We start from the raw sequence: 21922 nt of genomic DNA, 5'->3' as shown, positions 1-21922 counted from the left end.
AATGCCCTATTTCCTCCTTAGTCCGGCTGTTGAAAGGTAAAGGTGGCCTTTACAGGCTTAAAGTTCAAATTGGCGGGATAGGGAATTCGGAATTGACGTTGCTTACCTGCCAGAATGGTGGCATTCTTCATTTCACCCATTTGCTCCGGGGTCAGCTCCAAAACCTCACCCTGCGCAGCAATCAATCTGAGCTGCAGTTTCCGTAGAGATGCGTGAGCGGTTCCCTGATTATGAAAGGTCAAGGCCAACTGTGCATCGCCTTTTGGGGATTGCATGTTTTCTAACCCCGCAAGAACAACATCAGGTTTGACCTTTTCTGGCTTAATGTAGACCGAGCCGACATAGCGCATCAGCACTTTTATCTTGCCGGTGGAGGATGTTCCCTTGGGAGCTGAAGGTGGATCGAGGTTGATGGGTAATTGTTCGGCAATCAGTCGATAAGCGAGTTCTTGAGTGGGTTCAGACTCTCCAACCCAGGTCACTCTTACCGTCTGCATGGCATTTGGCTCAAGTAATATTTGCGGAGGATAGACCAGAAAATCATCATCTGCAGGTGCATGACTTTCCTGACCGGTTTTATTCACCAACCGATGAACCATTGAAATATTAATAGCGACCCGTTCATTGCTCGGATTAAAAATTTCGTAAGACTGAGTGGAACCAGAACCGACTGGCTTAAACGTTCGTGAAATTGGCTCTAACTTAAAAGCATTGCTGGGCTGAAAACTAAAGAGACTGATGGTGGCTGCCAACAGAATGGCTTGAAATACTGATTTCATAAATCATCCTTGCCTTTCAACAACTCAATTAAGCCAAGATCACTCTCAAGCTCGGTTGTCGATTTATTATTTTATGGTATTAATAAAGCTGATTATTTTAGATCAAAGGGTTATCTGAAATATTGACAAGAATAGAGCCGCTATAACTACCAGGGTCCTGCAAAATTCCAGGCGTATAATAAATATAAATATCCCGATTTTCTGTGCCAGCTAAACTTGTCGTATATTCATAATTATTCCCAGATGGAACTGTAAATTCTGCTGCAGTAGGGGGTGGATCTCCACTATTTACAGTGACAACTTGAAAGCCAATTGGAGTACCACCTGATTTTCCGATGGAGCTAGAGCTAATTGTTAAGGTGAATCCCGTAAGATTTATCGTTGAAGCGGTTAATGTTGCTACTTTGACAATACGACTACTCGTACTGCCTTCGCCATCTAACGTCAGGTTGCTGGCATTACTTGAAGGGGTAGTCGTTAAAGTCGGCAAGGCAAAAGCTGGTTGAAGCCCCATCATGAGCCCCCCTATCAGACAACCTAATAGGGGGAAAGCTCGGTCACTTAAGGTAGGGTATTTCACACTTTCGAACTAGTTCTAATAACAGTGCATTTGGGAATAATTCATTGATCAATTGTGCTCAGCAAAATCTCTGACTGATAGGTTTGGGCAGTCTCAAGGTCTACGGTTTCAAGTTGGAGATAGACACTCAGCCGGAGCGCTTGACCTTGACTAGGGACTCTGACCTGAGGCTGCTGCTGGGTACTGAAAGTCGCCCTCTGATTTTCCGGTGTAGAGATACCTAATTGGAACGGAACCCTCTCTCCTGTTGGACTTTCTAGATAGTTCTTAACCGGTTCGAATACAACGTCAAAGGGATACTCCCCATTCATTTGAATCGTCAGATCCATCACCTTGACCGTAATCCGACTCTGGTTTCCTTGAGAAATGGATGGGTCAGCAGCTTGAATTGACTGAGGTTGCAATTCCACTTTGATCGAGCTGGAATTTGAAGACGAGTCTATGGTGAGTCGGGGAGAAATAATCCCCACTAAATCAACGCTACTATTTGCACTGGCCAGATTATGGGGAGTCAGTATCCCCCATAGCCCTAGACATATCCCTGACATCCAGAAGATTGAATGAGTCCCTCGAGTATTGACTGCAGACTTCTGCTGATGCAACAAAGATTTTAAATCTAGGGCCATCGGTGAAATATGCCTTTTCAATGGCTCAGCTATAGGCCGATAATCCATAAGATTTTGCTTAATTATCAGCCACTGTCACTGTAATAGCCCCTGTATAAGACCCGGGGTCTTGCAGAGAGGCTGGAGTATATTGAATCCAAAGATCGCGATCTCCCGATCCGGAGGCATTCGCTGCAGAAGTTGCGAACGTATGATCAGTACCTGAAGCAACCGCAAAGTCCCCTGTCACTGCAGAAATACCAGTAGCTGTTGTGGTTGTCTGATAAGAGATGGCTGTTCCCCCGGACTTTGTCAGGTCTCCTGAGGTTACGGTTAAGGTATATCCTTGCTCGTTGTTTGTATTAATACCTAGATCAGCGACTTGGACAATTTGCTGATTACCAGCAGCACCACCATCTAAAGGCAAAGCACCAGCAGTGCCCGTAGCTGTTGTCGAAAGCGTTAGTGTTGAAGAGACAGTACCAGACAAATTTACGGTATCTGCAAATGCTTCGGATGGCATCACGACTGCCATACCAAAAGAAACACCTAACACTGCCAAAGTGCGGAGGATAGAATTGCCTAGAGCGGATTCAGACTTAACACAAACTTTCATAATCTAAGATAATAACTTTTCCTTCACTTTCTAATTTAATAACTGACTGTATTCAAACCCGTATATATAGAAGTTTGAGTTGTAGATTTACACTATTATTTAACTACAATCAAAAAATACTTAAGAGATATCACTATAATTCTAATCAATTATTTTAATTTTCAGCTAATAGAAAAGACCAGATGAGAATCACCTCTTATCCTAAATATGGGTGAGCAACATCCCAATCACTGGTAGGATCCGAACGTGAACTGAGCAACCCCCTATTAATATGGCAAACCCTAGCAATACAACCGGCGCAGAGGCAGTTGATACTGCGATCTCAAAAGGTCTCGATCTCGATGGCTCCCAAATTCCCGCTCCCAAACTCAATCTCTACAATCAGATCATGGGATTAGAGGGAAATCGGCAACGAAGTGGCGTATCCAATACCATGCGATCTCGGATTGTCCGCATTGGAGCCAAGCATCTTGCCCAAGCTGAACTCAATCAAATGCTGTTGGATGCAGATTTCGCTCCCTTGAAGGATAAGGAAGTCGCTTTTTATTACGGTGGCAAATAACCTTACCGCTGGTGCCGTCCATCAACAACTCGTCTCCCTCGCCAATCCAGAGATTGCCGAGCATTCCCAACGCTTTTTCAAAACTGGGGCAGGTGACTATGGTGAAGGTGATCAATTCTTAGGGATTCGAGTCCCTGTACTCAGACAGCAGGTTACTCACTACCAATACCTCCCCAACAAAGAGGTCATTGCTCTTCTCAAATCACCATTTCATGAAGAACGTCTGTTTGCCCTGCTCGTTTGGGTCAAGCAATTTCAGAAAGCCCCTGAAGAAAACCAAGCCCATCTTTACGGTCTCTATCTCCGCCATACCCAGTACATCAACAACTGGGATTTGGTAGACAGTTCTGCCTATCAAATCGTGGGAGTCTTTCTTGAAGGGAAAGATCGTCAACCGATATATCCATTGGCCCAGTCTCAAAGTCTATGGGAACGGCGAATCGCCATGATCGCAACCTTTCAGTGGATTCGCAATCATGATTTTGAGGACGCTCTAGCGATTGCCAAGTTACTGTTGCACGATCAGGAAGATCTAATCCACAAAGCCGTCGGCTGGATGCTTCGGGAAATTGGCAAACGGGATTTAGAAATAGAGAAAGGCTTTCTCAAAGTGCATTACCAAGAGATGCCCCGCACGATGTTGCGGTATGCCATTGAGAAATTTCCCAATCCTGAACGACAAAGATATTTGAAAGGGTTAATTTAGTCCTTTGCCGAACCCCCAATTCCTGTGATCGTTGCTCGTGCAAGGCATTGCTCTCATTTTGAACAGAAATTTCCCTTGAGCTGGGTTTGCCAGGACACAATTGCCTGATGCGGAGTTTGTAGATAGAGGCTAAAGGAGAAGTTGCGATCGCATCTCGGTATTGCACTTGCGATCGCACATCCAAAAACTCCCCCGCATTGCTACAGGCAGGGGAGTTAAAAGACAAATGAAAAGCGTCCAGGAACTTTACCCTTATGCAACGCAGGGCAAAACGTCAGCGACGTCTTGAGAGTTCTTTTCCTGAGAGAGTTCCATAGAGACCAACAAACTCTCACTTTCCTTTTGATAAGCCTCTACCAGTTGTTGTTCTTCTTGGCTCAAGTCAGGATCACTGTTGAGCGCTATCTCTTGCAGTGTTTCTTCAACCAGTTCCATTTGCTGTTCGGCCTCTGCCAAAATAGCTTGAGGTTCAGACTCTAGCAGTGATTCAAAATCGGCTACAGCATCGAACTTAGTCTGAAATTCCTTTAAGTTAGCTTGTAAATCAGTATTCTCCTTCGTCAGAGTATTGACGGTCATCGACAGTTCAACCTCTTTCGCTTGTAAGGTTAGCTGATTTTCCTCCAAACGCTGCTGTCGCTCAGTAAGGGTCTGAATAGTACGTTCAAGTTCGGATTTATCCTGCTGAAGCTGATTGACTAAAGACCGATAACTCTTGATGGCTTTGACGGCGGGTAACAGCTTTTCCTTCAGGTTCATATGAGCCACGTCAAGTTGATGAAATTTATCAGAGAGTTTGACATAAGCCCCAGCGAGGCCGTTATAGCGTTCAGCAATAGATTTCATGGGAGTTTATAAAGGGGGTGATTCATCCCCACTATTATCGGTAATCCTGTCAAATTTGGCTGTACCTGCATATACGCTTGACCGGGATAAAAATTCGGTTAGACGTATACACACCACTCTATTGAATGGATGCCAAAGGTTTATTTACTTCCATTCAGATGGCGTAACTCACGCGAACTCTCCAGCTAAATCGTTCGGTGGGGGAGAGGCATAGAAATACCTGCTCGATCAAAGGCATTCTTGAGGCAACGACGATATTCTCGACCAACGTTCCACTGCTGCAGCGGCTTAGTTTTAATTCACAAACGAATCGTTAGATGATTTTCACTAAATTCATCTACTTCCAAAATGGTAGGGGGCTCAAAGATGAGTTCCTGCCAGGGTTGCACTCGATTCATCTCTTGAGCAACATCATCAATAATTGAAATTTTCTGATCAAGATTCATTTGATACCCAACTGCGATCGCTCAGTTCACCCGAGACCATTTATTCATCTAGTTTCTGACTGACCTTTACTCAAAGGACTTAGAGCCTTCATTATGCGTGCAAAAAAGAGAGGAGGTTTCCCCCCTCTCACTTAGCTTGACTAATCAGTGACTCGTTCTAGACAGCCCAGGCTTGCTTCAGGGTTGAATCTAACTGAGTCTTAGCAGCCAGAGTAGAACCAGCTGTCTCATAAGCATCCCAAGCTTGTACCATGTCACTCACTTGAGAACTCTGTAGAGAAGCCCCATTGCTAACTTGGATGGTATCAACCTGCTGGCTGAGGGGAGTTGCATACCAATCCTGGAGAATCACCATCTCATTCGTGTCTAGGACATTCAGCTGAACGTCATTACCACTGCGAGAGAAGTCAATGTTGCGGTAATCAACCTTGGCCCCTAACAGCAGCTTATCGGTGGTGTTAGCGTCACCCTGGTTATCGATTGTGGTGGTGCGGATGCCACCAGGATTTGCCCCTAGAGAAGCGCCAAAGTCATCTTTACCCCCAATTTGGTAAGTGTCGTTGCCAGCGCCACCGGTCAAGGTGATGTTGTTACCGATGGAAATCAGGGTGTCATCGCCTGCACCAGCATCGTAAGTGTTGGACTCACCGCCGGCATGGATGGTGTCCTTATCTTGTCCACCCTGGATAGCGTTGTTCTTACCGGCACCGTAGATGCGGTTCAAACCACCTAGACTCATGAAGCTGTTCTTGGCACCCTTGACCAGGACAATGTCGTTACCAGAACCGGACTTGATTGTGTTTTCCTGACCGAGGCCGAGAATAATATCATCGCCTTTGCCGCCGTCAAAGGTATTCTTTTGACCAATGGCCAGGATAAAGTCGTTGCCTTTGCCGCCGATAAGCTTGTTTTCCTTACCACCACCGATGAGGATATCGTCGCCATCATCTCCTTTTAGGGTGTTCTTCTTACCGCCGCCAATCAGGATGTCGTTACCTTTGCCACCCCTGAAGCTATTGGTCTGACCGCCGCCAAGGATAATGTCATCTCCAGCTCCTCCCTTGAGGACGTTCTTCTTACCTGCACCGAGGATGATATCGTCTCCCTTGCCGCCTTTGAAGATGTTGGTCTTACCAGCGCCGAGGATAAGGTCGTTGCCTTCGCCACCAAAGAGACGATTCATTTTGCCGCCACCGATAATGATGTCAGCACCTGCCCCCCCTTTCATGGTGTTGGTCTTACCACCGCCGAGAAGGATGTCGTTGCCTTCGCCACCGAGCATGGTGTTGAATTTACCGCCGCCAACCATGATGTCGTTGCCTTTACCACCGGACAAGGAGTTAATCTTGCCGCCGCCAACCACCAGGTCATCCCCCGTTCCGGCCATCATGTTATTGAACTTGCCGCCGCCGGCCATGATGTCATTACCAGCTCCGCCCATCATGGTGTTGAGCTTACCGCCGCCAATCATGATATCGTTACCATCTTGGCCCATCATCTTGTTGAAGGAACCACCCGCCAGCATCAGGTCGTTACCGAGGCCACCTTTTAAGAGGTTGAATTTACCGATGGAGGCTTGGATATCGTTGCCCCGACCACCATCTACGATGTTGACTTTACCGCCAGCCACTTGAATATCGTCGCCTTCGCCACCGGACAGTAGGTTCACTGCACCTAGTGCCACTTGAACATCAGCACCGTTGCCACCCCATAAAGCGTTGGCTTTACCCAGAGAAACTTGAACGTCGCTGCCTTGACCACCTAGAAGGAAGTTTGCTTTACCTGCTGCAACCATAATGTCGCTGTTGGCACCGTGGCTAAAGAGGTCGAAGCTAGGAAGGGTCAGGTTGGGAAGCTTAATAGATTGAGCGACGCTATTGGCTTTGTCTTTGAGCAGTTGTAAGGGCTCTGGAAGGTTAACCGAAGGCAGAGAAGGAAGGTCCGGTAAGGAAGGTAAGCCCAAAGCTGGAATGTCCAGGGTGGGTAGAGTGACCTGGGGGACTGGAATCGAAGGCAGGTTAATTTTAGGAATGTCAAGCTTGGGAAGATTCAAGCTTGGGATGGTCAGCGGAGGCAAACCAATGCTGGAGGTAGGCAGTCTCAGGCTAGGAATTAAAGACCCAGGTAGGTTGATGGAAGGCATCTGAATCGAAGGCAGTTGCACATTCTTGAAGCCGGTGACCTTAAAGTCAATTCCGGGGAAGTTCAAACCGAGGTCAGGGGTATCGATAGACAAGTCTCGAACATCTGGTAGTTCGGGTAATTTTATTTCAGGTCCGTTTAAGCTGAATTTTAAGCTGCCGGGATTAGGAAGTTGATCCAGGAGGAAGCTAGGCCCTTTGAAGGCGGGGATAACGTCACCCAGTTCACTAAAGTCCACCTCAAATTCTTTGAAGTTTGGAAGACTAAAACCGGAGAAGTCTAATTTCGGTAGGCTGGCATCGGAGAGCTTCAGAGACCCTAGGTCTAAGTCTTTAGCCATGTTCTTGAGGGTGTCTTTGCCGATGGTGTCGCCTGCCATGGCATTCGCTGCGCCTAAGGCAACCATCACATCTTGGCCTTCGCCACCGACTTGAACGTTAGCAACTGCTGCACTAACGAGGATGTCATTGCCAGCTCCGCCGTTTAAGTAGTTGGCTGCACCCAGACCAATAATGACGTCGTTGCCGCCTGCGGAAGTCAGCCAGTTACCGGCCGCAACCCCGACCATGATGTCGTTACCGTTACCAGTCTTAAGCTTGTTGAGTGCGCCGAATCCCACGACGACGTTGTTGCCATCGCCTGCATCGACAACGTTGGCCCCACCGACGCCGATGATAGTATCGTTGCCGGAACCAGAGTTGATAACGTTGGCTCCGCCTAAACCGATGACCGTGTTGCGACCGTTGCCTGCATTGATTTTGTTAGCACCACCAAATCCAAACATGAAGTCGTTGCCATGGCCTGCGTTCATGGTGTTGAATCCACCGACGCCCACTGAGGTGTTATTGCCGTGACCTGCATTCATATTGTTGTAACCACCGACGGCAATCAAGGTGTCGTTACCCCAACCGGCAGTCAGACGATTGTAGCCACCGGCTGCGATTAAAGTGTTGTGGCCTTCGTTGCCATGAACGGTGTTCTGACCACCAACTGCAACGACTTTGTCATTACCAGAGCCTGCATGAATGGTGTTGGAGGCTGCAGCTGTAGTGATGTGGTCATCTCCAGATCCACCGTAAACGGTGTTGCCCAAACCAAAGACTTCAATGTGGTCATTCCCAGAACCACCCTCTACATAGTTGGAGCCACCGTAGGCTTTGATGTGGTCATTGCCCCATTCTCCGTAGATTCGGTTTCCAGCTGCAACAGCCTCAATATAGTCATTGTGGCCACCACCATATACAGTATTGTGAGCCCCCCAGACCTTAATGGTGTCGTGGCCATCGCCACCATGGACCCAGTTGGAGCCACCTCCTGCTCGGATATTGTCATTGCCCCATTCGCCCCGGATAGTGTTGCGACCACCCCAAGCGTCGATACGGTCATTGTAGCCACCACCGTACACAGTATTACTAATGCCCCCAACCACAATGCTGTCGTGGCCGTCGCCACCATGGACCCAGTTAGAACCACCCCAAGCCCGAATCGTGTCATCGCCCCATTCACCTCGGATGGTGTTGCGACCACCCCAAGACTCGATATAGTCATTGTGGCCACCACCATATACGGTATTGTGGGCACCCCAAACTTTGATGTTGTCGTGGCCGTCGCCACCATGGACCCAGTTGGAGCCACCATAGGCCCTTACGGTGTCGTTGCCCCACTCAGCCCGAATGGTGTTTGAGGCTGCAGCAGCATGAATGTAGTCATTGCCCCAACCGCCGTAGATAGTGTTCCCCCAAGCCGCAGAGTGAATATGGTCATCACCGGAACCTCCATGGAGCCAGTTTTTAGCACCTGCGCCATAGATATAGTCATTTCCTGAATCACCATAGACTGTATTGCTCCAGCCATAAACGCGAATTTGATCATTACCGCTTCCACCGCGAGCATAGTTTGAACCACCGTAGCCATAAATACGGTCATGGCCGGAACCGCCTCGGAGTGTGTTCTTCCCCCCCCATGCTTCGACATGGTCATTGCCACTGCCACCATCAACGGTGTTCTTCCAGCCATAGGCTTTTAATGTGTCGTTGCCACCATGACCATAGAGATAGTTGACGGGCATATATCCAATGAGGGTGTCATTGCCCCAACCACCATGCTTGGTGGGGGAAGGAGCAATCTTCTTAACTTCTTTTACTACTGCTTTTACAACGCGTCCCATGGGTTTTCTCCTTGTGTTTTTTTCTAACCGATTGACTATCTGCACTATCGCCAAATCGCCAGGTAGAAAAAATCCCGTTTTATTCAGCTAAATTCAGGTAAAAGTTCAGGACCTAGATTCAAAGGATGGAGAAGGTAGAATTGCAGTAAAAAAGACGGCGCTCAATGTCAGGACAACCATGAACTTCGAGATCAGCGAAAAGCGTTGGTATCCATTCATTTCAGGCAATCGAAAAATATAATTCATCCCAACCTTGAGCAACGCCATAAAGAAAGGCCTCTGCAATGCAAAGGCCCCTGACTGAGAGACATACTTTGAATAATGTGAGCCTCATAAACTCAGAGGGTGTATTTAGCAATGGAGCGCAGATTGCCCTCAGCATCTACCCGAAGAGCTTTAGCGGGGGTGCCCTTGGTGAAGATATTTTTGCGGATATCTTTGACGATATGGCGGGCATGACCAAAGGGAGCAATAAATTCGGGGTACCAAAGCCGGTCACCACCTTTCCACTCCGGAAATAGCAGCTGATACTCTCCCGTTTGGTACTGAGCTTCAATATCTGCAGACAGCCAAGCCCAATTGAGAAATCCTACGGGTTGGCCATCCATTTGGTAATAGCGAAATTGATCATGCATCAAGCTGGGTAAAATGCGGGATTCTAGTTCTCTAAGGGTGTAGGACTTATGAAGGGGAGATTGCATCATCAGCCAGGTGATAGATCCCAGCAGTTGCAGTCGTTGTTGTACTGCCTCTGGGGTAGCTTGGGGTAGATCAGCTGCACTGGTTATCAGTGATTGGGGTGTTTCAGGAACATCATTCGGATCTGAAGTGGTATCTACTGTTGTGGACATATCTTGAGTCATCATGATTATTACCTCTAGTGGTGGAAGAGAAAGACTAAACGGGAGACTGGACTGGCGGAGTTGTCTATGGGTCAATACATTTACTATCGCCAAATCGCTAGGTAGATAAAATCCCGATTTATTCAGGTAAGTTCAGGGGTTTTTCCATCCCTCAAACAGCAGAAAGTCCTGCGAATGGATTTTGAGTGCAAGTCAAACCATTCCGCAGGAGTGAGACAATCTTTGTTTTCAAAAGGGAGAAGTTGGAGAGATTTTGGTGGAACCCGTTGCTGCCATTAGGATTTAGTCTTAATGGTTAAGGATCAATCTTCTGCTCCTACCTGGTATTCAACAATTGAGCGAGCACCGTCTTCTTGGGTACGTATCATTTTGGCGGTTGTGCCCTGAGGGAAAATACTTTGTCGCAAATCCTCGAACATACTTTGGTTTTGGTCAAAGGGCGAAATAAAATCGGTACACCAAAGCTGTTCACCGCTCCGCCACTCTTGCGGTAGCAGTTTGTATTCTCCTGTTTGATATTTCTCTTCGGCTTCTGAGGACAAGTAGGCCCAACTGACAAATCCGATGGGTTGACCGCCTGATTCGTAATAGCGAAATTGGTTGAGGGTGAGGCTGGGTAAAATTCTCGCTTCTAATTCCTCGATCGTGCAGTGCCAGTGTTGGGGAGATTGCAACATTAGCCAGGTAATCCCCCCTAAGAGTTGCAGTCTCTGTCGCATCACCTCTGGTGAGGTTTGAGCTTGAGCATCTTCCCTTTGTTCAAGGGTAGGATCTTGATTCTCTGTTGGTTCTGGAGTGAGAACAGCTTTTTCTGAGGGTTCAGGTGTCGCTTCAGTGGGGTCAGGGATAGCTGCGTTCTCAACAGGAATCACAAGTTCAGTTTCAGGCGCTTCTTGAATGTGTTCTAGAGCGAATTCGGTGGTTGCGGAGGTAGTCATAGTCATGATTTATTACCTGTACTAATTGGGTAGAAGGGGTTCGTTCTTTGAAGCTGTGCTTATGGGTCATCGCTTCGTTGATGTCCCTACTATCGCCAAATCAATCGGCAGGTAAAATCCCGATTTATTCAGGTAAGTTCAGGTGTTTAGTTGCTCTTTGAACAAATTTCGTGGCTGATTTACATAAGGAGTAGCTCAAGCTAACGTCAAAATCCTATGATTGATAGATGCAAAAAATCACCCTCACCCGGCCCGACGACTGGCATCTCCATTTACGGGATGGAGATGCCCTAAAAGCAGTTCTCCCCCATTCGGCACGGCAGTTCGCTCGTGCCATTGTCATGCCGAACCTAAAGCCCCCTATCCGCACGGTGGCTGATGCTGCAGCTTATCGAGACCGAATTTTAGCGGCAATACCGGCGGGTCAAGCATTCGAGCCTCTGATGACCCTATATCTAACCGATAATACGAGTCCAGAAGAAATCATTGCGGCAAAAGCATCGAAGTTTGTCAAAGCGGTGAAGTATTATCCTGCAGGGGCAACCACCAATTCTGACTTTGGTGTGACTGATATACGGAAGTGCGATCGCATCTTCGCAACCATGGAGCAGGAAAATATTCCTCTATTACTGCACGGGGAAGTGACCAATACTGAAGTGGATGTTTTTGATCGCGAAAAAGTGTTTATCGAAACCCACCTGATTCCCCTCGTCTCACGATTTCCCAAACTGCGAGTAGTGCTTGAGCATATCACCACCTCCGAAGCTGTAGAGTTTGTCCTCAGTGCCGACCGCAACATTGCTGCAACCATCACGCCCCAACATCTTCTATTCAGTCGCAATGCTTTATTTAAAGGTGGTATTCGTCCCCACTACTATTGCTTACCCATTTTGAAACGAGAGAAGCATCGCTTAGCTCTTTTAAAAGCAGCAACCTCTGGCAATCCCAAGTTTTTCCTGGGCACCGACAGCGCTCCCCATGCACAACATACTAAAGAAAGGTCTTGTGGCTGTGCAGGTTGCTACTCGGCTCTCCATGCAATGGAACTATACGCAGAAGCATTTGAGAGTGTTGATGTCCTCGACAAACTGGAGGCTTTTGCCAGCTTCTATGGTCCAGATTTCTACCAACTCCCACGCAATATCGAGAAAATCACCTTAGAAAAAAAGACTTGGCGTATTCCCGATACAGTACCATTTCCTGAAGCTGGACTAGTTCCCCTCAGAGCAGGGGAGGAGATTTCATGGCAGATGATGGCCCCCTAGGCATAGCGGACAAAATCCAGTGCAATGCTTTTTCCTAAAAAGGTCAATTGTTTGAATTAAAGGTTCTGTAATTGAAGAGGTAGACAAAATAACCGCAGCATTCATCTTACCGCTGCTTTAACATACACCAGCCTTCTATTCACCGTACACTTGTCCAATATAGACATTCTAAACATCAGCATTCAAGGATCATAACCAGTTGCCAACCAACACAAACGGACTCCAAAAATAGGGCGCTCTAAATTGTGGGTCTTTCATCAAAGCCAACTGCGCCTGCCGGAACGCTGCTGCCTTCGTCATATTAGGTTGAGCCAAGGCTTTATAAAAATGGCCCATAAAGGCTGCTGCCGCCTGATCATCCAACGACCATAATCCGGCCAATGTACTGCGCACGCCGGACCGAATCGCCATCCCCGCAATTCCCAGAACAGCGCGACTATTCCCCACAGCCGTTTCACAAGCGCTCAACACCAGTAAATCAATGGGAACCTCAGAAGTTCGAATACGAGTTCGGAGTAAAGATGCCATCGCCTGGATCGAGAGCCGACCTTCCCAGGTGAGAATAAATGTATCTTCTGGGCTAGCGCCAAACTCAGCATGAGTCGCCAAATGCACCACTTCAGAAGACACTTCTGTTAAATAGTCATTCAAATTTTGTTGGGTCAAATCTTGGTTAAACAGAACAGCATGATCTTGAATCTGCGAGGTAATCTGCTCCACTTCTTTGGCCACATAGGGTAAGGCTGGGAACCCAGATCGGGCCTCACTCACCCCACCCACTAATACTTTCACCTTCTCCCTATCTTGGGGAAGCGGTGCTAGTAAATCTAAGCCTGGGGAAAGGGCGACATTATATTTTTCAATTAAGTATTGCTCGCCATCATAAAGCGTAGTCAAGGGTAAGGTACGCAAAGCTCCATCAGCGACAAAAACCAACGTTTCTACATCCTGCTGGGCTAAATCGGCAGCAACTGGACCCACCACCCAGTCGTAAATTTGTTGAAGTTTAGTCAGGTTGCTCTTTTGGGCAGACCCCAAGGGAGTCGTTAGGGATCGCAATAGCTGTTTCACGGTATCTTCCACCTGCCCAGGCTCAATCGGTGTGCTGTAGTGGCGCAAGGGTTGCTTACCAATGCTGACAATTATATCCACCCGATCCTTTAAGACAATGGGATAAATCACCGCTGCCCTTGGATCCACTTGATCCACTGCTTTCGGTTGGGCTTGCACACAAGCATCCTGAAAGTAGTCTTGAATTTCATTGAGCTGCAAATCTTCGATGAGGTTTCGGGCACGATTTAGGTTGCTCGAAGCATCTGCCTGAGTCATATCTCCTTCTAACAACAGTCCTACCAACTCTCGATAAATGGGTTCTACCCCATCCCTGAACGTAAAGCGAACATCGTCACTGGCTGTTCTGAGATCTCCTCGTAAAGAGTCTAGGGCTGCAACAGCATCGAGATAGGCCGAAATTGCCCCTTGGCGATTGCCGAGTTGACGACGATAACGGCCCAATTGCCAAGCTAGCTGATAGAGAACTTCTGGAGATTGCTGCCTTTGTACTTGCTGCAATGCCTTCTCAGTCAGCGACACAGCTTGGGACCATTGTTTAGCCTCACCATAAATTCGCCCCTGATACCCCAAGATATAGGATTGAGCATTTGGATCATCCAGCTCTTGAGCTTGCCCTTCCACTTGATTTAATAGGTGCAATACAGTCGAAGATTCTTCCCTCTGTCCCCATGTCAAAACCGTTTCGATCAGGTGGAGTTGTGTATAAATCCCCTCTCTGCTGCTGGGAAGCGATCGCATTTGATCTTGCAGTGCTTGAAAAAGCTGCAATGCTGCAGAATCTTTTTGAGCAACTAACAGATCAAATCGACTCACTTGCACCTGAAATTGAATCAGGGATGTCGGTGCAATCGCATGGGCCTGCTGATAGTAATCCAACGCCTTTTGGGTATTTCCCTGGCCTCGAAAGGTATGACCTAAATTCAGAAGAATCGTACTGGTCAGCGCTGGCTGGTTAAGAGATTGAGCTGTATTGAGAGCGGCTTCGATTTGGCGTTGCGATCGCAACATATTTCCTTCAGCCCGCGATACCTTCCCCAGATTCAACTGAGTCATCGCCTTAACAGGTGACGGCGGCTGTTGCTCTAGAATCTGCATCAATGGCACAAGCTGTTGTTGAGCTTGTCGTAGATACCCCAAATCTTGGAGAACCTGAATTTGATTCAACTGCACCTGCAGGTTTCCCGCATCATCCCCCGCCCGTTGATAGGCCTTCGCCACTGTCTGCCAATCCTCCAGAGCGCTACGAGTATCCCCTCGAGCCAGGAATAAACTCGCCCTCGCACTAAGCACCTGGGCATGGAGGGCGGGTTGTTCAGCAATCATGTCCGGGGTCAGAGCTTTTTGGCTCGCAGCCATTGCCTCCCTCGCTTTGTCCCAATCGCCCAGATGATGGTAAGCCAAGGCTAAATGGCTCTGAACTGCAGCATAAATACCAGGATGCTTGGAGAACTGGTTAGCAGCTTGAGTCCAATGGACAACCGCGTCGGCATAGTTTGCTTCCAGATAAGCCTGGCGAGCCTCTTCTAGTAGCTTGGGGAGTGACGACTCTCCCTGCAGATAATAGTCTCCCCTAACCGTAACCACTAACCGCTTCGCTTCTTGCAAAACAGTCGTACCATCTGCAGGCACTTGAGTACCTAAATCCGTTAACAAATAACTCCCAGCAGGGCGACTCGATGGCATCAGAGGTAAACCGCCCCGGCCCGTCACCACAAATTGCGATTGCCCCGTGCTCGGAACAGCACAAGCATCGGCAATTTGCGTACTTTTATCCAACACATTCTCGGGGAGCTGGGTGAGGGCAGTCGTCGGATCCGTGGCAATAGTTTCGATATTAATCTCGCCATTAAAACCTAATTGCGATGATGCTGAGATATTGAGAAACTGTGGCCCAAAAATCGCATTTGTAAAGATATCAATATCGCCCCCGTCCCCCTCAAACGCATTGGCAATTATTTGATTGAGTTCACTGGGAAAAGCAATAATAAATTGAGCCGCGATATCAACACTACCGCCGTTACCAAATCCACCAGAATTCTCTGCAGAAATAATTGAACCCCCTTGCAGGGTCAAAAATCGCAGTAACTGGGTATCAGTCCCACCAATAAAGATATTGCCCCCATTAGCCTCATCCCGCGCAACGGTTGAGATCCGACTTCTATTCAGAAGCTGCAATGAATCTCGAACCGACAGCTCGATATTGGCAAGATTCCCTTCCACTGCCTCAGCCAAGAATCCAGCATTATCCAAAACAACAGTATTGGCCTCAATAAATAAACGTCCCGCAGCCCCCATCGCACTGCTCACAGAAACTTGAGCACCATTACTGACCCTTAAAGAGGGGGTAACAATCTCCACATCACCCGCATCTCCTTCCCCCAAAGAGCTAGCAAAAATCCCACTGGGAGATGGCGTAGAGCCAGTGATAGAAATACCTTGATTGGCATTAACCCGTACAATCCCTCCATTTCCTACTGAATCAGCAGTAGTCGATGCCAAAATCTGGCTCCCATCTCTTATCGTCAGCTGCCCCGTCACTAATTCAATATTGCCGCCATCAGCATTCCCCCCAGCCACCGTTGAAATCCGACTCCCGTTGAGCAGTTGCAATGAGTCCTGAACGGATAGCTGTATATCAGCCAGATTTCCATCAACCGCCTCAGCCAGGAGTGCAGAATTATCCAAGACAACCTTGTTAGCGTCAATGGATAAAAATCCCGCAGCGCCCGCCGAACTACTCACAGAAACTTGAGCACCATTACTCATCTCTAAAGTGGGGGTAACAATCTCCACATCACCCGCATCCCCTTCCCCCAAAGAGCTAGTAAAAATCCCACTGGGAGATGGCGTGGAGCCAATGATAGAAATACCTTGATTGGCATTAACCCGTACAATCCCTCCATTTCCCACTGAATCAGCAGTAGTTGAGGCCGAGATCTGTCCTCCATCTCGTATCGTCAGCTGCCCTGTCATCACTTCAATATTGCCGCCATCAGCATTCCCCCCAGCCACCGTTGAGATTCGACTCCCATTCAGGAGCCGCAATGAATCCCTGACGATCAACCCAATATCCGCTTGATTCCCTTCCACAGCCTCGGCTAACAGGGCTGCATCATCCAAGACAAACGTGTTGGATCGAACAAATAAACTCCCTGCAGAGCCATCATTCGTACTGCTCACAGACAATTGAGCACCATTCCTCAATGTAATATTGGGAGAAAAAACGTCTATCCCACCGGCATTGCCATCACCGGTTGCAGTGGCAAAGATCCCGCTCGGGAATAGCGTCTTCGTCGAATCCAGAACAAAAGGAGAATCTGCATCTGCAGCAGGCAATGTCACCCGAGGTGATGATCCTGTGATCAAAATGCCCTGGTTAGCAACAACTGAGATATCCCCACCATTCCCAATCGAATTAATCGTAGTCGAGGTCGAGATCTGTCCACCATCTTGTATGGTTAGCCGTCCAGTCACCAGATCGATATTGCCACCTTCAAACATGCCAGGGTTCTGCAATTGGGTCAGAATTCGGCTGGGCTGTCCATTCAAAGTACCTTGTAGCGTCACGGACTCCGTCGTATTGATAAAAATATCGCCACTATTCCCTAATCCCTCAGCCCCAGCATCAATAATGGAGCCATCTCTCAGAATCAAGTGGCGAGCATTGATGCGAATATCGCCACTAAACCCCTCCGTTGTCGAATCCCGAATGGCAGTAGACAACTCGGCTACCCCAGCAAAGTTCCTTCGAGCTGCAGCTGGATCGCCTATTAACTGGACGGTATCTCCCGCTCGAATTGTCAGATTTCCCCCCTGAGCATTCCCAAAGACAGCGGGAGCAATCAGTCCACCAATTAGGGTGAGATTCTGAGTATCAATTTCAATGTTTCCTCCTGTCCCACCTAGGGTTTCAGGTGGTAGCCCTAAATCTTCAGGGAAGAATGTCACACTGGTCGTAATGCCAATAGGGGGGCGATCTTGAGTAGGTCCTCCTCGATCATCCACCAAAATAGTGTTGGCCTGAATCCGAATATCTCCCTCCGAGGTATTCGGTCCAAATTTTCTCGTGCGAATATCACTTTCCTCGCGAACCAAGAGAGAATTTGTTGTGATGCTAATGTCTCCTCCAGATCCAGCACTCTCAGAACTAATGCCAGAGCTAAAACTGAGGCTAATATCAGGTGCATTAATAAAGGTGGATCCAGCATCACTCATAAATCCATCCGCAGAGGATCGACTTAAGATTTCAGACCCTCTTTCTAGGCGGAGACGATTGGTTAGATCAATGCGAATATCGCCACTAGAGCTATCTCCCAACGTACTCGTAAAAATCTGAGAATTGTCCTGCAGAGTCAGATTCTGAGCGCTAATTCGGATGGTTTCACCTTGTCCCAGATCCTCTACCAAACTCCGAACAGTACTTTCAGTCAGTTGAATATCTCCAGTTCCATTGAGAAGAACGGCTCCGCCTTGGGCATCAACGTCGTCAACATCCTCATTCAGCCCCACGAATAAATTCGTTTGATTGAGGAAGATATTCTCAGCCTGAAAGATAATATCTCCTCCCTCCTCTTCCACCGTATCGATGGTTGAATTATTAAGCGTCACACTAGACCGTCCCCCAACCGGAACGGTCAGAAAAGTATCAGGGGTTGCAGCCTCTAGATTAAACAGAAGGGTACCGGGTTGGGAAAGACCACTTAGACCCACCCGTCCTCCGGGAGCCAAAATTTCAGTACCATCGAGATTTACGGCTCCCCCCAACAAGGCCAAGGGTTCTCCTACAGCCGTTTCTAGAGTGGCACCATTGACCGAAATAGGTTGAGGGGGAGCACCAAACTGAACCCCCAAGGGCACCGAAACCGTCAGCAACGGAGGAGCGTTCGGATTGACGGCACTAAAGGAATTGCCATTCGGGAGCAAAAATCGATCTGCTGTGGTGGCTACAAAGGCTCCTGCCACATCCAACTGGGCATTGGGTCCAAACAGAATCCCACTAGGATTCACGAAAAACAGATTGGCGGGACCATCCACCCCCAACAAACCATTAATATTGGAAGCCGTCCCTCCAGTCACCCGCGCAAAGATATTCTCGATGGCAGCTGGGTTGCTAAAAAAAACAGTTTGATTGGGATTAATCCCAAATCGTTCAAAGCTATGAAAGAGGGCCATATTTCGCTGAGCCCCACCTTCAATAAAAAGTTCATCAGCCGTTGCCCCAGGTGAAACCACGGACTGTTCCGGCCCCAAGGTATTGTCGGGAACAATCAGTTGAGCTAGCACCATTTTTGAGAACATCAGTGGACTCAAAACCACACCCATCAGGGGAGCAACGGCTGGCCTCAACCAATGTTGTATCAGGATCTGACTTTTCCTGCTAAGTCTCCTGGGTAGCTAACAGCCAGCCTTCAATCAGGTCATTGAGCTTCGCCCACCCTTTCCACAGGACTTGAATTCCAATCGGTGTGTTTCGACGATGCTCCAGATATCCCCCGAGTCGTGCAACTGCTTGAACAGCCCATGCCACCGTTAATGTTTTAGGTACCTTCGGGGTCTTGGCAATGAGAACTTTGATCTGTAAAGGCGTGAGGACATCTTGTGCAGGTAATTGAGGTTGTGTTCGTTCTAAATAAGTCACACGCAACAGCTCTACAGCAGTGACACACAGGAATCCCAATAAGGTTTTCATTCCCTCAGATGCCAACCGATATCGCTCCACCTGAGTGCCCGATTTTAGAACTTTGTGATACTCCTCAACTCGCCAACGGTAGGTGTACCAACGCAAAATGGTTTGGGCCATTTCTACTGTTGTCACGACTTCACTAGTGAGCAACATCCATGACACTGGTTCTTCCCCTTCAGGTGGGGCTACTTCTGTTGCATAGACAGCGTAAACCTGAAGGGGTTGACTGGCAGCTAGTCGGGCTGGTCTTTGAAGTTCAACAAGACAACATCTCACAGCTAACTTAGCCGTGCGCGCACTCCGGCCTTTCGTTTTAGGTAAGTCAATCTCATACTCGAACTGAACACTCTGGGCTTCCAGCTTTTCCCACAGGCGATTAGGATCGTGTTCTAGACAACGATTATGAGAGGCTCTAACCACGAGTCCCGTATTGTCTAGGGTATTGAGTCGTTCAAAGACTTCAGCAATGTCTCCTTCTCGGTCAAAGACATGAATGATACGAGTTGAAGGACCCACAGCTTTCTCCACTGCGTGCAGTGCTTCCACCCAACGATAGGATTCTTTTTCCTCAAATAGACGCTCCCGAGCAGTTTTACGCGCTTTGGTCTGACGTTTCTTCTTTTGTCGGGACGTTTCATTCTTCGGGGGCTTGGGACGATGCTGACGATTCCACACTTTTTGCCATAACAAACCCAAGGGTTGGCCCTGCTCAGGGTCAACGGCTAAGGCACTATGGAGTAATAATCCATTCCCCCCTCTGCCTTGGGGACCATAGCCTTGGCGCTTCTGCTTGATACCTTCATAGTCGAGGAAGGTGGTGTCGCCAACACTCAAGGTCATCTCTTGCGACGATACGCTACAAGCGGTCATAGAACAATGAGGAGAAATAATCTTAGCGAAGCTGGTTTTCACATTTGCGAAAACTCGTAAGACCGTTTGAGGGCTTTCCCAGTCTCAAATACGGTCGATAGGGCTTGACCAAATTTCTCGCTCAGAGAACGACCGATACTGAATGCACGGTGATTCAATCGTTGATCACCCAACTCACAGGTTCCAAAATTTTGCTCATAACGCTCTGGACTCATTAGATGCTCTCTGGGTATCACTGCACTTACTTTAACCAAGGCTGAGACTAAGGGCTACAAATACCACCCACTAAGCACTGGAAGACTTAGCAGGAAAAGTCAGGTATCAGGATGCGATCGCACCCAATCCTATTCATAATTTTTTGGCTTATGAAAGTGTACTAAAGACGGGAAAACACAACTTTCAACTCAAGGGGTAGAGGGTGATTGGTTCATATCCAAAGGCCGAGCAAGGGTCTTTAAATTCGCATCATCTAGCCGTTCGGCAATATTGACTAATGCCTGACCGTGCTTATCCTCCTCATCTAACTGGGCTTGTTCCTTTAGAAAGGCCCGAAGCTTTTGGTATGACTGGGACTCATCTGCTTCCAACAGCAGCTCTCTCACCGTATCAAACCAATAGCCAGCCGTTGCAAACAACTCTGCCTTCTGGCCGAGTGTATCAGCTTGAGATAAGGCTTTTTGCAGGGCCGCAGAAGGTAAGGCAACATCAACTTCCGCCACAAAGGGTGGACTAAATCGATCATCCTCGGGTTTACAGGCAACACTCAATTCCACAAAAAACCGTTGGCCATCCTGTAGGGTGGTCTGCTCCATTGGCACTGTATATTGAACCAATCCAGAAGAGGTTTCAATATATTCCAACTCATGGATGAGTTCAGAACTTTGATCTGAATCCAGAATAAATAAGGAAATTCTGACGCGATAGGGATCTGTGGCCGTTACAAACCAAGCCAAAGTAGGTGCCGCCGCACTAGTTCTCCCCACATGAGTGCTTGGAGCTAACAAAGTAACGGGGATGCTTGGTTGCGGAAGGGATATTGTCTGAGCATTAGACTGCTCTGTCACCATTTGACGATTCAAATCAGAAGATTGAGCTTGGTCAAAGCTACAACCTCGAGAGCCATTGGATCCAAACTTACCTTTCGGCGGATCACCCTTGGGGGGTTGGTATCGTCTCGCCCAGGCTGGGGAAGGCAAGATCGATAGAGACAATAGAAGCAGACCTAAACCCAAACGATAGCTACCTTTCAGCCCTCTTCCCTTGAACGGGAGTATTTTCATATGCCTATTTGGCTTGAGATGAGCCATAACCATTGGTGCATACCTCACTTAGCATTGACGGTACAAAACGCGATCGCAATCTGCTGCGTTAGCCACTGAGCAGGACGATCGTCTCGATCAGCAATGATCTTTAAGTCCTGATCGGTCCATTCCAAAGCGACTTCCTGCCAGGGTTCTAATGACACTCGTGATAGTTGTGCCAGGGTAGAGGAACGGATGTAGTAGCGGGTTTTCTCTAAAAACATAGTAATACCTCCCTTATTTATCAGGTCTCAATTCATCTGGAAAATCGATTAATTTCCCTTCATCGTCATAGGGGTCAAAATCAATAATTTCTCGACGGACCCATTCCTTAAATCGCTCCTTTATAGCTACCACCATTGTCGTGAATGATGGCAATGTAGAGTATGTCGGCTCTGCATATCTATAGTCAGACGGCATATCAGATCTCCCCCGTATTTAGGTTATTGAAATTACCTTAATTGAGCTTGCTGGTAGAA

Annotated in this window: 18 protein-coding genes; 3 read left to right on the top strand and 15 right to left on the bottom strand. The window is 47.9% G+C overall.

The features are described from left to right. Positions 1-17 precede the first annotated feature (17 nt). From I1H34_RS11150 to I1H34_RS11135, 4 genes are all read right to left on the bottom strand, one after another. Positions 18-779: a fimbrial biogenesis chaperone gene (locus tag I1H34_RS11150; protein ID WP_212665678.1), complete on the bottom strand. Its 762-nt coding sequence runs from the start codon at positions 777-779 to the stop codon at positions 18-20. 97 nt (positions 780-876) lie between these two features. Further along, the gene (locus I1H34_RS11145; protein ID WP_212665677.1) at positions 877-1296 is read right to left on the bottom strand and encodes a hypothetical protein; all 420 of its coding nucleotides are present in this window, start codon (positions 1294-1296) and stop codon (positions 877-879) included. 104 nt (positions 1297-1400) lie between these two features. Then, entirely contained in the window at positions 1401-2033 is a 633-nt protein-coding gene (locus I1H34_RS11140; protein WP_212665676.1) for a hypothetical protein, read from the bottom strand. Positions 2034-2043: 10 nt separating this feature from the next. Further along, positions 2044-2580, bottom strand: a complete 537-nt coding sequence (locus I1H34_RS11135) for a hypothetical protein (RefSeq protein WP_212665675.1) — start codon at positions 2578-2580, stop codon at positions 2044-2046. A 271-nt stretch (positions 2581-2851) separates the two neighbouring features. Between I1H34_RS11135 and I1H34_RS11130 the strand changes: the two genes are divergently transcribed. Next, the gene (locus I1H34_RS11130) at positions 2852-3142 is read left to right on the top strand and encodes a small RNA NsiR4-regulated ssr1528 family protein (RefSeq protein ID WP_212665674.1); all 291 of its coding nucleotides are present in this window, start codon (positions 2852-2854) and stop codon (positions 3140-3142) included. Beyond that, entirely contained in the window at positions 3132-3848 is a 717-nt protein-coding gene (locus I1H34_RS11125) for a DNA alkylation repair protein (protein ID WP_212665673.1), read from the top strand. Before I1H34_RS11130 ends, I1H34_RS11125 begins: the two co-directional genes overlap by 11 nt. 252 nt (positions 3849-4100) lie before the next feature. Here the strand turns inward: I1H34_RS11125 and I1H34_RS11120 are convergent, their stop codons facing one another. The 5 genes from I1H34_RS11120 to I1H34_RS11100 all read right to left on the bottom strand — a co-directional run bounded on the left by I1H34_RS11120 (position 4101) and on the right by I1H34_RS11100 (position 11256). After that, positions 4101-4694, bottom strand: coding sequence for a hypothetical protein (locus tag I1H34_RS11120; RefSeq protein ID WP_212665672.1), 594 nt, complete (start codon positions 4692-4694; stop codon positions 4101-4103). Positions 4695-4993: 299 nt separating this feature from the next. Next, positions 4994-5140 carry a hypothetical protein gene (locus tag I1H34_RS11115; protein ID WP_212665671.1) on the bottom strand — a complete coding sequence of 49 codons (147 nt, stop codon included), beginning with the start codon at positions 5138-5140 and terminating at the stop codon, positions 4994-4996. 157 nt (positions 5141-5297) lie between these two features. Further along, positions 5298-9449 (bottom strand): calcium-binding protein, encoded by a 4152-nt coding sequence (locus I1H34_RS11110; protein ID WP_212665670.1) that lies wholly within the window; start codon positions 9447-9449, stop codon positions 5298-5300. A gap of 338 nt (positions 9450-9787) precedes the next feature. Beyond that, positions 9788-10315 carry a toxin-activating lysine-acyltransferase gene (locus I1H34_RS11105; RefSeq protein ID WP_249370006.1) on the bottom strand — a complete coding sequence of 176 codons (528 nt, stop codon included), beginning with the start codon at positions 10313-10315 and terminating at the stop codon, positions 9788-9790. A 299-nt stretch (positions 10316-10614) separates the two neighbouring features. After that, the gene (locus I1H34_RS11100) at positions 10615-11256 is read right to left on the bottom strand and encodes a toxin-activating lysine-acyltransferase (protein WP_212665669.1); all 642 of its coding nucleotides are present in this window, start codon (positions 11254-11256) and stop codon (positions 10615-10617) included. A gap of 221 nt (positions 11257-11477) precedes the next feature. On the opposite strand from I1H34_RS11100, the gene pyrC reads away from it, so the two are divergent. Further along, positions 11478-12515: a dihydroorotase gene (pyrC, locus tag I1H34_RS11095; RefSeq protein WP_212665668.1), complete on the top strand. Its 1038-nt coding sequence runs from the start codon at positions 11478-11480 to the stop codon at positions 12513-12515. 189 nt (positions 12516-12704) lie between these two features. Here pyrC and I1H34_RS11090 read toward each other — a convergent pair whose 3' ends face one another. From I1H34_RS11090 to I1H34_RS32765, 6 genes are all read right to left on the bottom strand, one after another. After that, complete coding sequence (locus I1H34_RS11090) at positions 12705-18887, bottom strand: CHAT domain-containing protein (RefSeq protein ID WP_249370004.1); 6183 nt, start codon at positions 18885-18887, stop codon at positions 12705-12707. Between the two features lie 79 nt (positions 18888-18966). Then, positions 18967-20184, bottom strand: coding sequence for an IS4 family transposase (locus tag I1H34_RS11085; protein ID WP_212661556.1), 1218 nt, complete (start codon positions 20182-20184; stop codon positions 18967-18969). Next, positions 20181-20357, bottom strand: coding sequence for an IS4/Tn5 family transposase DNA-binding protein (locus tag I1H34_RS11080; protein WP_212661557.1), 177 nt, complete (start codon positions 20355-20357; stop codon positions 20181-20183). The genes I1H34_RS11085 and I1H34_RS11080 overlap by 4 nt, the downstream gene beginning before the upstream one ends. A 189-nt stretch (positions 20358-20546) precedes the next feature. Then, entirely contained in the window at positions 20547-21338 is a 792-nt protein-coding gene (locus I1H34_RS11075) for a DUF928 domain-containing protein (protein WP_249370002.1), read from the bottom strand. 128 nt (positions 21339-21466) lie between these two features. Further along, entirely contained in the window at positions 21467-21667 is a 201-nt protein-coding gene (locus tag I1H34_RS11070; RefSeq protein WP_212665666.1) for a hypothetical protein, read from the bottom strand. A 13-nt stretch (positions 21668-21680) separates the two neighbouring features. Continuing rightward, positions 21681-21803 carry a hypothetical protein gene (locus I1H34_RS32765; RefSeq protein WP_283250062.1) on the bottom strand — a complete coding sequence of 41 codons (123 nt, stop codon included), beginning with the start codon at positions 21801-21803 and terminating at the stop codon, positions 21681-21683. Positions 21804-21922 lie beyond the last annotated feature (119 nt).

It is taken from the genome of Acaryochloris marina S15, from assembly GCF_018336915.1.
Lineage (GTDB): Bacteria > Cyanobacteriota > Cyanobacteriia > Thermosynechococcales > Thermosynechococcaceae > Acaryochloris > Acaryochloris marina_A.
The sequence above is the reverse complement of the archived record's forward strand: the minus strand, read 5'-3'. Positions and strand labels throughout refer to the sequence as shown.

Bases quoted from the DNA above. Each gene is read 5' to 3' on its own strand.
- I1H34_RS11150 (WP_212665678.1), bottom strand. From the start codon at position 779: ATGAAATCAGTATTTCAAGCCATTCTGTTGGCAGCCACCATCAGTCTC.
- I1H34_RS11145 (WP_212665677.1), bottom strand. From the start codon at position 1,296: ATGATGGGGCTTCAACCAGCTTTTGCCTTGCCGACTTTAACGACTACC.
- I1H34_RS11140 (WP_212665676.1), bottom strand. From the start codon at position 2,033: ATGGATTATCGGCCTATAGCTGAGCCATTGAAAAGGCATATTTCACCG.
- I1H34_RS11135 (WP_212665675.1), bottom strand. From the start codon at position 2,580: ATGAAAGTTTGTGTTAAGTCTGAATCCGCTCTAGGCAATTCTATCCTC.
- I1H34_RS11130 (WP_212665674.1), top strand. From the start codon at position 2,852: ATGGCAAACCCTAGCAATACAACCGGCGCAGAGGCAGTTGATACTGCG.
- I1H34_RS11120 (WP_212665672.1), bottom strand. From the start codon at position 4,694: ATGAAATCTATTGCTGAACGCTATAACGGCCTCGCTGGGGCTTATGTC.
- I1H34_RS11115 (WP_212665671.1), bottom strand. From the start codon at position 5,140: ATGAATCTTGATCAGAAAATTTCAATTATTGATGATGTTGCTCAAGAG.
- I1H34_RS11110 (WP_212665670.1), bottom strand. From the start codon at position 9,449: ATGGGACGCGTTGTAAAAGCAGTAGTAAAAGAAGTTAAGAAGATTGCT.
- I1H34_RS11105 (WP_249370006.1), bottom strand. From the start codon at position 10,315: ATGATGACTCAAGATATGTCCACAACAGTAGATACCACTTCAGATCCG.
- I1H34_RS11100 (WP_212665669.1), bottom strand. From the start codon at position 11,256: ATGACTATGACTACCTCCGCAACCACCGAATTCGCTCTAGAACACATT.
- pyrC (WP_212665668.1), top strand. From the start codon at position 11,478: ATGCAAAAAATCACCCTCACCCGGCCCGACGACTGGCATCTCCATTTA.
- I1H34_RS11090 (WP_249370004.1), bottom strand. From the start codon at position 18,887: ATGTTCTCAAAAATGGTGCTAGCTCAACTGATTGTTCCCGACAATACC.
- I1H34_RS11080 (WP_212661557.1), bottom strand. From the start codon at position 20,357: ATGAGTCCAGAGCGTTATGAGCAAAATTTTGGAACCTGTGAGTTGGGT.
- I1H34_RS11070 (WP_212665666.1), bottom strand. From the start codon at position 21,667: ATGTTTTTAGAGAAAACCCGCTACTACATCCGTTCCTCTACCCTGGCA.
- I1H34_RS32765 (WP_283250062.1), bottom strand. From the start codon at position 21,803: ATGGTGGTAGCTATAAAGGAGCGATTTAAGGAATGGGTCCGTCGAGAA.